The sequence below is a fragment of the Litorerythrobacter xanthomarinus genome, assembly GCF_046254955.1.
In the GTDB taxonomy this organism is placed as follows: Bacteria; Pseudomonadota; Alphaproteobacteria; order Sphingomonadales; family Sphingomonadaceae; genus Qipengyuania_C.
On the sequence record NZ_JBJXRG010000001.1, the window covers coordinates 784,556 to 796,577 of the forward strand.

The following is a 12,022-nucleotide window of genomic DNA, read 5'->3' on the forward strand; positions in this document are numbered from 1 at the left end:
GGTCTTGAAGCTCAACCCGCCGATTTCTGGCCAATGCCTTTGTGGCCAGATTAGCTATGTTTGCAGCAAGGAGCCCGTTTGGTCGGTCAATTGCCATTGCAGAGCATGCCAGAAGCTAAGCGGCGCACCTTTCGTCTCCGCCTTCACAGTACCGGCGGAAAGTGTGGAGATCTCAGGCGGGTTGGTCAGCTTCAAGCGCCAATCGGATGCCGGGCATGAAGTAACCACAGCGCATTGCGCTAAATGCGGAACGCGCATTCATGCTCAGTCTGCCGGGGCAAAGCACCTTTTGAACCTCTTTGCGACCACGCTGACGGATCCCCAGAGCTTTCAGCCTATCTCCAATGTCTATCTGAGCGAAGCCGCCAGCTGGATCGAGCCGCCTGAAGCTCGCTACAATTTTAGGGGAATGCCAAAAGCCTAGTCCTTCGACTCAACCCGCGCGAACCGGAAGGTCAGTTCCTGCGGCTCGGGTTTGCTGCTCTTCATGCGAACTGCGGCGACGAGCCCATCCGTGCCATCCTCCCGCTCATCGCAGCGCAGCGTCAGCCCGTTGAAGAATGCCGCGCATTCCTCCATTGCGACGAGCGGGAAGGTCAGCATGCCGTCCTTCTCCTCCCATCCGGTCAGGTCGGCATTGAAATGCTTGAGCTTGAGCGCGAGCGATGCATCGCCATCCGGCATGATATACATGTGCTCGGTGAACATTAGGCCACCTTCGCCGTCCTCACCGTTGACCGTCTGGACAAATGTACCCACCATCGTTCCGCCAGTAGGCGGCAACCAGCTCTCGAACGCAGGGGCGCCCTGGATCCCCTCACCGGCCCATTGGCCGACCAGCCAGCCTAGCTGCGCGATATCTGCGGGCGGCGGCACATGATCTTGCGGTGCCACCCGTGTTTCCTGCGCAGCAGCAGGGCTTGAAGCGAGCACCATTGCTGCCACCAATCCTAGCAAAGCCTTCATCGCTCTCCTCCTGTTAGGCTACGTTCTGACCCTGATTACCCTAATTGATGAGCTTGACCTAGCCCGCGTCTGTGGCATTGGCACACATCGCACTCTGTCAGTCCGAGTCCGCTTGACGTTTACGTAAGCGCTAGCTAATCGGGCCTCGAAATTTGCCGAAGGGAAGGAACCCCCAGATGAAAATCCTCGTGCCCGTGAAGCGGGTGATCGATTACAACGTCAAGCCGCGCGTCAAGGCCGATGGCTCCGGCGTCGATCTCGCCAACGTCAAGATGAGCATGAACCCGTTTGACGAGATTGCGGTCGAAGAAGCGATCCGTATCAAGGAAGCGGGCAAGGCCGAAGAAATCGTGGCCGTTTCGATTGGCCCGGCCAAGGCACAGGAAACCTTGCGCACCGCGCTCGCCATGGGTGCTGACCGCGCAATCCTGGTCCAGACCGACGATGAGGTCGAGCCGCTGGCGGTTGCCAAGATCCTCAAGGCTATTGCCGACGAGGAACAACCGGGCCTTGTCCTACTGGGCAAGCAGGCAATCGACGACGATTCGAACCAGACCGGCCAGATGCTGGCTGCGCTGATGGGCCGTCCGCAAGGCACCTTCGCCAACACGATCGAGCTCGATGCCGATAGCGTGACCGTGAAGCGCGAAGTCGATGGCGGCCTGGAAACGGTAAAGCTTCCCATGCCCGCCATCGTCACGACCGACCTGCGCCTCAACGAGCCGCGTTATGCGTCGCTGCCAAACATCATGAAGGCGAAGCAGAAGCCACTCGATACCAAGGCTCCGGCCGATTACGGCGTCGACACGACGCCGCGCCTCACCACCACCAATGTCTCCGAACCGCCGGTTCGCCAGGCAGGCGAAAAGGTCGAGGACGTCGATGCGCTGGTCGCAAAGATCAAAGCGCTCGGCATCGCGTAAGAACCCGGACAGGAAAGGACACAGGATATGAAAACGCTCGTCTGGGTCGAACACGACAATAACGAGATGAAGGATGCTACGCTGGCAGTTGTCACCGCGGCATCGAAACTGGGTGAAGTGCACCTGCTGGTAGCCGGATCGGGCTGCGGCGGTGTCGCAGAGCAGGCCGCCAAGATTGCTGACGTCGGCAAGGTCCATGTTGCCGACGATGCCGCCTATGAGCATGCGCTGGCCGAAAATGTCGCCCCGCTGATCGCTGGCCTGATGGACAGCCACGATGCGGTACTGTTCCCTGCCACCACAACCGGCAAGAATATCGCGCCTCGCGTTGCGGCCATGATCGACGTGATGCAGATTTCGGACATCATTTCGGTGGAAGGTGACAAGACTTTCACGCGTCCTATCTATGCTGGCAACGCCATCGCCACCGTCGAAAGCAGCGATCCCAAGCTGGTGATCACTGTGCGCGGCACCGCGTTCGAAAAAGCGGCGACCGAAGGTGGTTCAGGCACGATTGAAGCGGTATCGGGCCCCGGCGATGCGGGTCTCTCCAGTTTCGTCAGCGCGGAGATCGCCGAAAGCGAACGCCCTGAGCTGACCAGCGCCAAGGTGATCGTATCGGGTGGCCGCGCGCTCAAGGACGCGGCGACCTTCGAAGAGTATATCACGCCGCTGGCGGACAAGCTCGGCGCAGGCATCGGCGCCTCACGCGCTGCGGTCGATGCGGGCTATGTCCCCAACGATTACCAGGTCGGCCAGACCGGCAAGATCGTGGCTCCAGAAGTCTATATCGCGATCGGCATCTCCGGCGCGATCCAGCACCTTGCCGGCATGAAGGACTCCAAAACCATCATCGCCATCAATAAGGACGAGGATGCACCGATTTTCCAAGTCGCGGATATCGGCCTTGTGGCAGACCTCTTCAAGGCCGTGCCGGAGCTGACTGAGAAACTCTAAGCCTCTCGTAACATTGCGAGAATACCTCCGCCGCGCTACCCTGCACGGCGGAGGTTTTCGTATGGCCATTCAATATCTTGCAGCTTCGCTGCTCGCCTTTGCGAGTCTGGCGACCTCAGCCTACGCGAAAGACGCAGAGCCGCTCGTATTTGAGCCGGATTCGCAATGGATAGGACGGTACGAAATCGACCACTGCGCATTTGTCCGCAAATTCAAGCGTGGAGACGAAACGCTTCAACTGGAGTTCCGACAGTATGCGCCAGGCCGACTGATTGACATTATCCTCGTGGCTTCCGACCTCAAAGCCACCGGATGGGACCTGAAGTTACGGTTCGACCCTCACCAAACCGTCATCGAAGATGTCAGCAGTTATAAGATAAGAAGCGAGCTAGGTCAGGATGGTATTTACGCCACCACCCATTTTGCAGCCGGGATCGACACCGAGACATTCACCGAGGAGGACCTGCTCTCTTGGGCCAGATCGGTTCGTGCGCTCCATGTGGAAAACGCGTTTCGGAAAGATCTTCGTATCGAAACCGGGTCACTTGAAGAGATGCGATTGATTATGAACCATTGTTTGGCTGATCTCCTTGTCGAATGGGGATTGGACAAAGACAGGCACATTGATCTGCAACGTTCTGCCCAAATAACGAACTTTGAGCAATTGAATGCAAGAATGGGCCGATCATACCCGATCAAGGCTTTGAATCGCGGCAAACATGGCCCTGTCCGGATCAGGGTCAAGATCAATCGCAACGGTATCGCGTCGGATTGCATCGCGCTGGCCAGCATAACGTATGACGCGCTTTCGGAAAGAGCATGCAAAACTCTTGTTAAATACGGAGAATTTGAACCCGCCATCGATGCCACAGGTGTGGCCATCGACAGTTACTATCTTCAGTCAATCAGCTATTTTGTGGCGAGATAAAGCGAAAGGACTGCAACTCTGGCTATATGCCGGAGATTCGGCGCTTTAGGACACAGATCACTCGATCAAATTGCTCATTCCGCTCCCCGCGCCATAAGCACGATTTCCGCTGTTTTCGGCAAGGAGGTCCGGCGTATTTCCGCAAATCCCAGGCGAGACGCCAATGCGAACGATGCCTCATTGCCCTGCTCGATCATGCAGACGATTATCTGTTGGCCGTGCGCGCGCTCGAACCAGGAGAGCGCGGCATCCATAGCCTCACGGGCATAGCCCTTGCCCTCGCAGCCATGCGCGATAATCCAGCCCGCTTCGGGTTTGTCGTCAAAGTCCTTGCCCATCCCGCGATAGCTGTGAAAGATACCGCAATTGCCGATAGCGGCGGCGGCGCCTCTCTCCCTTACGATAAAGCCGCCATACCCATGAAGTATCCAGCTGCCCGCATTGCGCTGAAAGCGTGTGTAGTGATCGGCATGGTTCGCATTTGAGCCGAGATATCGCGCGGTTTCTTCATGCATGACGATATCGATCAGTGGTTTGATATCTTCGGCTGTCGGCATCCATAGTTCGAGCCGCTCGGTGACAATCACCGGTCGCTCCGGATCAGGAAGCTTCACCACAGCCATTGGCTCAGGAAGTGGATCGTCACCCCGACGAGGCCGCCCACAAGCGTTCCATTTATTCGGATGAACTGGAGATCGCGGCCAACAGCGCCTTCGATCCGATCAGTCAGGGTCCGAGCATCCCAGCGGCGCACGGTTTCCGACACAAGCTGGACAATCTGGTCACCATAGCGCGTGGCCACGCCAACTGCCGTGCGGCGGGCAAACCGATTGACCTGGTATTGCAGGCGCTGGTCCTGCCTGAGCGCGATGCCGAGATCATTGAGGCTGCCGCCCAAGCCGGAGAACGCCATGTCCTTGCCTTGCACCATGTCGATCAGGCCGCCGCGGATACGCTCCCAAACCCCCTGCCACCATTCGCCCAGCGCCGGATTGGCCAGCAGCTCGAGCTTGAGCCGCTCGACGCGCTGCTGCGTCTCGGGATCGTGCTGGAGTTTGTCGGCAAGGTCTTCGAGGCCTTCCTGCACCTTGTCACGCAAGGGATGGTCGGGATCGACCAGCACTTCAGCGAGGATCTTGTAGAGACCGTCCAGCACCGAAGTCGCGAGCCTTTCGTCCAATCCCGTCCAGCGCACAATGCCATTGGCGCGCTGGTGGATCATCTCGCGGACGAGGTCCTCGTTATCTTCGAGAACCAGACCCGACCAGCGGATCAGGCTTTCCATCAGCGGCGTGTGACGCCCATCGGCAATGGCGACGCTGGCCATCCGTCCGAGCAGCGGCGCAACATCAATCTTCTCAAGCTGCGTTTTGAGGCCGGAGCTGACCTGCCCTCCCAACCGATCCGGATCGAGCGATTCGAGTATCTCCACGAAAAGGTCACCCGCCCCGGCACGGATGCGCGAGCCTGATCCCGTGCTCGGATCGGAGAGGAACTTGCCCAGCGCGTCGGCGATGTTCATCCCGCTCATCCGCCGCGCGACGACCGCGGGCGTGAGGAAGTTTTCGCGCAGGAACTGCGCCATCGTGTCGGCAATCCGGTCCTTGTTCTCAGGAATAATCGCGGTGTGCGGGATCGGCAGGCCCAGCGGACGGCGGAAGAGTGCAGTTACTGCAAACCAGTCCGCGAGCCCGCCAACCATAGCCGCTTCGGCGAAAGCATGCAGGTAGCCCCACGAGGGATGCAGATCGAGATATCGTCCAGAAAGCAGGAACAGACCCGCCATCAGGATCAGCATCCCGGTCGCCGCGAGCCGCATGTTGCGCGCGCGGTCCGGTGGTATCGGCTGCATCACTGCTGCCGGAAGATCAGGGTCGCTCTGTGCCGTCACTCGGCCGGAGTTGCCGCCGCTTCGCCCGCCAGGCCGGTGCGATTTTCATCGCCTGGGCGGTAAGTAAGCAGGCGCTCACGCAGCCACGGACCGAGCTTCTTCTCGAGCCCGTCGGCGAGGCTGAAGCCGGCCGGGACGATCAGCAGGGTCAGGAGGGTCGAAACGATCAGGCCCCCGATCACCACCGTGCCCATCGGAGCGCGGAAGGCGCCATCACCGCTAAGCGAAAGCGCGGTCGGGACCATGCCTGCCGTCATCGCGACGGTGGTCATGACAATCGGCTGCGCGCGCTTGCGCCCGGCCTCGACAATCGCGTCATACTTGGGCGTACCGCGGGCCATTTCCTCAATCGCGAAATCGATCAGGAGGATCGAGTTTTTGGCGACGATCCCGAATAGCATCAGTGTCCCGATCAGCACCGGCATGGAGAGCGGTTGCCCCGCAAGCCAGACCGCCAGCATCCCGCCGAATGGCGCGAGGAACAGCGATCCCATATTGACCAGAGGAGAAACCACTCTGTGATAAAGCAGGACCAGCACTGCGAAGACCAGCAACACGCCTGCGATCAGCGCGATCTGGAAGTTATAGATCATTTCGATCTGCCATTCCTGCTCACCGAAGGGTGCATTGGTCACGCCCAAGGGGAGGTCCTGCATGATCGGAAGTTTCTGGATCGCCTGCATCGCATCGCCGCTAGCGACACCGGGAGCAAGATCAGCGCTAACGAAAGTACGGCGATTCTGGTTGTAACGCTGGATCGTCGTCGGGCCGGAACCGAGCGAAATCTCGGCAACGCGCGAGAGCGGCACCGAGCCGCCCGATGCGGTGGGGACTGGCAAATTGCGGATCACCGACAGGTCACGGCGCGATTCGGTCGATAGCCGTACGCGGATCGGTACCTGGCGATCGGATAGCGAGAATTTGGCCGCGTTCTGATCGATATCGCCAATCGTCGCGATGCGAATCGTCTGGCTCAGGGCGGCGGTCGTAACTCCCAGACTGGCAGCAAGATCGGTCCGCGGCGTGATTATGACTTCAGGGCGGCGCAGGTCAGCATCGATCCGCGGCGCAACCACACCCTCGACGCCCTTCATCTGTTCGACAAGCGCGGTCGAAGCTTCCCGCAGCAGCTCCGGATCCGAGCCCGAAAGCATGACACGTATCGGCCTGCCGCCGCCGCCCGGCCCCTGCATGCTCTGGAAGGATGCACGCGCATCCGGGATTTCTTGCAGCAACGGAGTCACCGCGCGTTCAAATTCCTGCTGGGTTACTTCGCGGTCTTTGTTGAGCGTGATGAACACATTGGCACTGCCTTCGTTGATCCGGGCAAGCGCCGTATTCACTTCAGGGCGATCATTGACAATCCGCGCTACGCGATCGGCTACGTCTTCGGTTTGCTCCAGCGTGGTGCCGGGAACCATCTGGACGCTGATGCGGCTGAAATCGCTGTTGAACGTCGGGAAGAACTGCGAGGGAATTTGCGCGGTTATCAACCCCGTGAGCAAGAGTGCTGTCGCGCCGATCCCCATCATCCACATCCGGCGATCCTGGAAACGGTGTCCCATTCGCTCCGAACGCCAGTGGAATCGTTCGGCGAATGCGCCGCCGATGCCCCCCGCAAATCCACTCACGATTTTCGAAGCAAAGCCAGCAACCATCCAGCCAGCAACGAGCGCAAGGCCTGTACCAACGAAAAGGAATGTCGCTGCAGGGATGAATGCCAGCAGGTGCGCCAGCGCGCCCGGCATCCATTCAGGCATCAGCCCTTCATAGAAAGTGGTGTCGACAAGGAAATTCGCCGGACCAACTAGCGCAAAAATGACAAGGCCAACCACGGCGAAAAACACAGCGCCAATGGCGAGGAAGAGCGAAAGTGCGAGTAGGTAATATCCAGTTCTGGTCGACGTCCGCTCTCGCAGGCCAAGCCCCACCATCCCTAGCGGGAAGTTCACAAGACGGGAAACAACCCACGCAGCCAAAAATCCAGCAACAAGCGAAGAGACTATCCGGACTATGAAGAGTCCGATTGTGAGACTAGTCGAAACAAAGCTCAATCCAGAAGTAGGGGGCGCGGACGCTTGAGCCAGACTCCCAACGTAGCGGCCGAGGAAGTCAAATGAGAAAAATGCTGCTCCAACAAAGGAAGCGGCGATAACGCCAAATGCGAGCGTTGTCAGGAATGCCTGCGCGACGTGCGAACTTAGCAACTTCGGCGCCGGCTTTGTCAGTAACGCTTTGTCGCGCCACAATGTCCACCGCAGCAAACGCTCATAGCGATCCATCCACTTGCCCTCGCCATGCGACGCTGCGCCTTTAGCTTCGAGGAAATAGGCGGCTACCATCGGGGTGATCATACGCGCCACGGCGAGGCTCATCAGCACCGCCGCGACAACGGTGAGGCCGAAATTCTTGAAGAACTGGCCGGAGATGCCGGGCATCAGCCCGACCGGCAAGAAGACCGCAACGATCGAGAAGGTTGTCGCGACCACCGGCAAGCCGATCTCATCCGCCGCATCAATCGACGCCTGGTAGGCGCTCTTGCCCATGCGCATATGGCGCACGATATTTTCGATCTCCACGATCGCGTCGTCGACAAGAACACCGGCGACCAGCCCCAGCGCCAACAATGAGAGCGTGTTCAGCGTGAAGCCCATCAAATCCATGAACCAGAAGGTCGGAATCGCCGAGAGCGGGATCGCCAAGGCGGCGATAATTGTCGCGCGCCAGTCGCGCAGGAAGAAGAAGACCACGATCACTGCAAGGATCGCACCCTCGATCATTGCAGCCATCGAGCTGGTATATTGCCCCTTGGTGTAGTCGACGCTGGTGAACAGCGGGGTGAAGCTTACCCCGGGATATTCCTCTTTTATCTTGTCCAGCTCTTCGAGCGCACCTTCGTAGACCGACACATCAGATTCGCCCTTTGCACGGGTGACTCCGAAAGTGACAACCTGCTTGCCTTCGAACTTGCCGATCGAGCGCACTTCTCCAAAGCTGTCGCGCACATCTGCGACATCGGACAGCTTGACTGACCGGCCACCGCCGAGCGGGATACGCGATTGCGAGAGGGCAAAGGCGCTCTCGGCATTGCCCAAGACGCGAACCGATTGCCGCGAACCGGCGATCTCGGCAACGCCGCCACCGGCATCGACATTGATTTGGCGAAGCTGCGCATTTATCTGGCTTGCCGTCACGCCAAGCGACTGCATCTTCGCGGGATCAAGCGTGACGACGATCTCTCGATCGACTCCGCCGGCCCGGCTGACATCGGCCATGCCCGGCACGCTCAGCAGTCGATTGGCTACAGTATCGTCGACAAACCATGATAGCTGTTCGAGCGTCATATCATCGGCTGCGACCGCAAAATAGCCGACCGGATTGTTGGACATCGATTCGCGGTAGACACGCGGCTCGAGAATGCCGTCAGGAAGTTCGCCGCGCACCTGGTCGACGACCGATTTCACTTCGTTGACCGCTTCGATGACATCTGTGCCGATGGTGAACTCGACAACTGTCAATGACGATCCCTCGCGTGCGGTTGAAGAAACCGTCCGCATCCCCTCGACGCTCTGGACAGCGGCTTCTACGCGCTGGGTAATCTGCTTCTCAATTTCCGTGGGGGCGGCGCCAGGTTGGGCGACAGTGACAATCACGACCGGGAACTCAACGTCCGGATTGTCCTGAACCTTCATCCCCGAAAAGCTCATCAACCCCAGCAGCATTAAGCCGGTGAAGATGACGATCGGTACCATTGGGTGCCGGATCGACCAGGCGGAGATGTTACGGAAATTCATCGCGGCTCAGCCTTCCTCGAAAACTGGCTTGATGGTTTCGCCCGGATTGAGGAAGCCGCCGGCGCGCAGGATCACGCGTTCGGTGCCGACCAGTCCGTCTTGCACCACGATACCTTCAGCCCTTACGGCACCGACTTCGATGGGGCGCCGTTCAACCTTGTTATCCTCACCAACGATATAGACGAAACTGCCATCGTCATCCGACAGAATTGCGCTCTCCGGAAGCACGGGCGCAACGACTGTACCGCTGCGGATTGTCGCATTGGCGAATCCGCCGGGACGCAATTGCTCAGCATAGCTTAGCGCGATCCGCGCCGTGCCCTGACGATCCATCGGGTCAATCGTGGGGGCAAGCTGCCAGACCTGGCCGGTGAAAGTCTTATCACTACCGACTGGCACCACTTCTGCCGCAACGCCAACCGAAAGCTGGCTGAGTTCGGATTCGCCGACATTCGCCAGCAACTCCATCTCGCCGCCGCGCGCGATCCGGAACAATGCGCCCGATCCCGGGCTAACAACTGCTCCAGGCTCAACATTGCGTTCAAGGAGCAGCCCGGCAGCCGGCGCAAGGATATTGAGCCTTGCGTTGCGAGCGCGAAGCTCGGCCAGCTGCGCCTGGCTCACCCGTACCCGCGCTGCAGCGACATCGCGCGTTGCTGTGAGCCGATCAATATCTGCCTTCGATACGAAACCCCGCTCGACCAGTTGCAATGCGCGATCGAGATTAGCCTGCGCCAATTGTGCATCAGCCCGCGAGACATCGACCTGTGCTGCTGCGCTCTGGACTTGCTGCGACTGGACCGAACGATCAATCGAGGCCAGCACTTGGCCGGCGCGCACCCATTCGCCTGCTTCCACCGGCACGCTGACCACGCGGCCGCCTTCGCCAACCACGCCAACCGGCATCTCGCGGCGCGCTGCCAAAGTACCGGTTGCACCGATTGTGCCTTCTACGGTCACCCGCCCGGGCGCGACCACGGTCACAACCGGAAGCTGCGAATCGTCATCGCCTGCGCCAAGCGCGTCCTGAACGTATTTCGTATAAGCGAAAAATGCGATGGCGGCGCCAAGAACAAGGAGGACGGCGGCAATGATGAACCGCCGCCGGCGCACGCTGCGTTCCACCTCATCGATACCGTCCAGATCGGCTGGGAATGCTTTGTTGGCATCCGCTCTCACGCCGGGCTCGTACTTCATGGCCTTTCCGCCTCACTCGCTAGCTGTCTGCGGTGTGTTACCCGCTTAGGTCACCTCGCGCAAGATTACCAGCGGGCCTTAGACCGCCCTTTTGGGTAGGGCAATCCGGCGTTCGTCGAAAAAATCAGGCCGTTCGACGCCAAATCTCTGAAATAGGATACGAAAAGGGCGGGAATGCCTGCGCAAACCCGCCCTTTTGTTGTCGAGGTGTCTCCTCGATGAGTTAGCGTACGCGTCCGCGCTGGACCAAGTTAACGATCCCCAGCAGCACCACAGCGCCGACCAGGGCAATAACGAGACCCATAATGGAGAATTCTTGCACGCTACCCGATATGCCGAGAAGCGGGCCCGCGATCAGATTGCCAATCACAGATCCAACACAACCAACCACAATATTCCAGAAGATGCCCATTGAAGCATCGCGATTCATGACGAGGCTGGCGAGCCAGCCTGCAATGCCGCCCACTATAATTGCAATAATCCAACCCATAACCTGTTCCTCTCAGTCTGTTCTGCAGTGTGTTTCAACTCTTCAACGAGCGAATGGCACACAGCGTTCCCGCCATCCTTCACGTGCGGGATGCAGAAGACTTACGCGAGAGGCGCGCAAATAGCCAGAATCTGGAAGTTATGCGGTGGATTCAGTACTTGAGCTGACGCTCATAGAGATCGCGGTAGTGTTGGATGCGGGTAACGCGCAGGCCTTGCATGCCAGAGCGGTCCACAGCCCGCTGCCAGGAAGCGAACTCTTCGAGAGTTAGGCCGTAGCGATCAAGCACCTCATCAATGGTCAGCAGCCCGCCATTCACGGCAGCAACGACCTCTGCCTTGCGGCGCACGACCCAACGCTTGGTCTCGGGCGGCGGCAAGTCAGCTATTGTCATCGGCTCCCCCAGAGGGCCGATTACTTGAGCAGGGCGGATATCTTGGTTCTCGATCATCTATTCTCTCAGTCGCCTTGTGCCGCTTGTTCGGCCGCATTGATCGCGGTCGCACATGCTTTTGCCTCATCGACTTTGCCAGCGCCTAAAGCATTACGGTTAACGAGCCGTTTCCCTTCGTCTTGCGCTTCCCAAGCCAGTTTCGTGAACTGGTCGAAACCGCCACCTGGCATGGCAACAGCGCGGTCAAGTTCCCTGCGCAGATCTCGCGCTGCGGCCAAGCGCGCAACGAGATCAGCCCACGCCAGTTCGCGCAATGCGAGGCCGTCGCCGGTCTCGGCGAACTGGTCATGGAGGGCTTTTCCTTCGAACATCACGCTGCCCTAGGCCAAACGTGGTAAAGAATAGGTGAAACTACCTAGGTTTTCTCACGATTCTTCGCCCTACGATGTGGTTGGCAAGAGCACCTCGGCGCGTGTAAGGGC

At 59.2% G+C, this 12,022-nt stretch carries 12 protein-coding genes; 4 read left to right on the plus strand and 8 right to left on the minus strand.

All coding sequences use genetic code 11. From position 1 onward, the window contains the following. Positions 1 to 4 precede the first annotated feature (4 nt). Entirely contained in the window at positions 5 to 424 is a 420-nt protein-coding gene (locus tag ACEWMW_RS04080) for a GFA family protein (RefSeq protein ID WP_409412613.1), read from the plus strand. On the opposite strand, the gene ACEWMW_RS04085 is transcribed toward ACEWMW_RS04080, so the two are convergent. Next, a complete protein-coding gene (locus ACEWMW_RS04085) occupies positions 421 to 966 on the minus strand; it encodes a DUF6265 family protein (protein ID WP_409412614.1) in 546 nt (181 codons plus the stop codon). The genes ACEWMW_RS04080 and ACEWMW_RS04085 overlap by 4 nt on opposite strands. A gap of 176 nt (positions 967 to 1,142) precedes the next feature. Here ACEWMW_RS04085 and ACEWMW_RS04090 point away from each other — a divergent pair, with 176 nt between their 5' ends. From ACEWMW_RS04090 to ACEWMW_RS04100, 3 genes are all read left to right on the plus strand, one after another. Continuing rightward, entirely contained in the window at positions 1,143 to 1,889 is a 747-nt protein-coding gene (locus ACEWMW_RS04090) for an electron transfer flavoprotein subunit beta/FixA family protein (protein WP_409412615.1), read from the plus strand. 27 nt (positions 1,890 to 1,916) lie between these two features. Further along, a complete protein-coding gene (locus ACEWMW_RS04095) occupies positions 1,917 to 2,846 on the plus strand; it encodes an electron transfer flavoprotein subunit alpha/FixB family protein (RefSeq protein ID WP_409412616.1) in 930 nt (309 codons plus the stop codon). A 61-nt stretch (positions 2,847 to 2,907) separates the two neighbouring features. Further along, positions 2,908 to 3,774: an energy transducer TonB gene (locus ACEWMW_RS04100; protein WP_409412617.1), complete on the plus strand. Its 867-nt coding sequence runs from the start codon at positions 2,908 to 2,910 to the stop codon at positions 3,772 to 3,774. A gap of 74 nt (positions 3,775 to 3,848) precedes the next feature. On the opposite strand, the gene ACEWMW_RS04105 is transcribed toward ACEWMW_RS04100, so the two are convergent. The 7 genes from ACEWMW_RS04105 to ACEWMW_RS04135 all read right to left on the minus strand — a co-directional run bounded on the left by ACEWMW_RS04105 (position 3,849) and on the right by ACEWMW_RS04135 (position 11,911). Further along, positions 3,849 to 4,397 (minus strand): GNAT family N-acetyltransferase, encoded by a 549-nt coding sequence (locus ACEWMW_RS04105; RefSeq protein ID WP_409412618.1) that lies wholly within the window; start codon positions 4,395 to 4,397, stop codon positions 3,849 to 3,851. Further along, on the minus strand, positions 4,385 to 5,593 hold the full coding sequence (locus ACEWMW_RS04110; protein ID WP_409413603.1) for a DUF445 domain-containing protein: 1,209 nt from the start codon (positions 5,591 to 5,593) through the stop codon (positions 4,385 to 4,387). The genes ACEWMW_RS04105 and ACEWMW_RS04110 overlap by 13 nt, the downstream gene beginning before the upstream one ends. A gap of 68 nt (positions 5,594 to 5,661) precedes the next feature. Further along, positions 5,662 to 9,459, minus strand: a complete 3,798-nt coding sequence (locus tag ACEWMW_RS04115; protein ID WP_409412619.1) for an efflux RND transporter permease subunit — start codon at positions 9,457 to 9,459, stop codon at positions 5,662 to 5,664. A 6-nt stretch (positions 9,460 to 9,465) separates the two neighbouring features. Beyond that, positions 9,466 to 10,656, minus strand: a complete 1,191-nt coding sequence (locus ACEWMW_RS04120; RefSeq protein WP_409412620.1) for an efflux RND transporter periplasmic adaptor subunit — start codon at positions 10,654 to 10,656, stop codon at positions 9,466 to 9,468. Between the two features lie 223 nt (positions 10,657 to 10,879). Beyond that, positions 10,880 to 11,146 (minus strand): GlsB/YeaQ/YmgE family stress response membrane protein, encoded by a 267-nt coding sequence (locus tag ACEWMW_RS04125; protein ID WP_409412621.1) that lies wholly within the window; start codon positions 11,144 to 11,146, stop codon positions 10,880 to 10,882. Between the two features lie 151 nt (positions 11,147 to 11,297). Continuing rightward, on the minus strand, positions 11,298 to 11,597 hold the full coding sequence (sciP, locus tag ACEWMW_RS04130; protein WP_409412622.1) for a CtrA inhibitor SciP: 300 nt from the start codon (positions 11,595 to 11,597) through the stop codon (positions 11,298 to 11,300). An 8-nt stretch (positions 11,598 to 11,605) separates the two neighbouring features. Next, complete coding sequence (locus ACEWMW_RS04135) at positions 11,606 to 11,911, minus strand: hypothetical protein (protein ID WP_409412623.1); 306 nt, start codon at positions 11,909 to 11,911, stop codon at positions 11,606 to 11,608. Positions 11,912 to 12,022: the final 111 nt, after the last annotated feature.

What these genes read in the sequence shown, in the direction of transcription:
- ACEWMW_RS04085 (WP_409412614.1), bottom strand. Translation starts at nt 966, where the DNA reads ATGAAGGCTTTGCTAGGATTGGTGGCAGCAATGGTGCTCGCTTCAAGC.
- ACEWMW_RS04090 (WP_409412615.1), top strand. Translation starts at nt 1,143, where the DNA reads ATGAAAATCCTCGTGCCCGTGAAGCGGGTGATCGATTACAACGTCAAG.
- ACEWMW_RS04095 (WP_409412616.1), top strand. Translation starts at nt 1,917, where the DNA reads ATGAAAACGCTCGTCTGGGTCGAACACGACAATAACGAGATGAAGGAT.
- ACEWMW_RS04100 (WP_409412617.1), top strand. Translation starts at nt 2,908, where the DNA reads ATGGCCATTCAATATCTTGCAGCTTCGCTGCTCGCCTTTGCGAGTCTG.
- ACEWMW_RS04105 (WP_409412618.1), bottom strand. Translation starts at nt 4,397, where the DNA reads ATGGCTGTGGTGAAGCTTCCTGATCCGGAGCGACCGGTGATTGTCACC.
- ACEWMW_RS04110 (WP_409413603.1), bottom strand. Translation starts at nt 5,593, where the DNA reads ATGCGGCTCGCGGCGACCGGGATGCTGATCCTGATGGCGGGTCTGTTC.
- ACEWMW_RS04115 (WP_409412619.1), bottom strand. Translation starts at nt 9,459, where the DNA reads ATGAATTTCCGTAACATCTCCGCCTGGTCGATCCGGCACCCAATGGTA.
- ACEWMW_RS04120 (WP_409412620.1), bottom strand. Translation starts at nt 10,656, where the DNA reads ATGAAGTACGAGCCCGGCGTGAGAGCGGATGCCAACAAAGCATTCCCA.
- ACEWMW_RS04125 (WP_409412621.1), bottom strand. Translation starts at nt 11,146, where the DNA reads ATGGGTTGGATTATTGCAATTATAGTGGGCGGCATTGCAGGCTGGCTC.
- sciP (WP_409412622.1), bottom strand. Translation starts at nt 11,597, where the DNA reads ATGATCGAGAACCAAGATATCCGCCCTGCTCAAGTAATCGGCCCTCTG.
- ACEWMW_RS04135 (WP_409412623.1), bottom strand. Translation starts at nt 11,911, where the DNA reads ATGTTCGAAGGAAAAGCCCTCCATGACCAGTTCGCCGAGACCGGCGAC.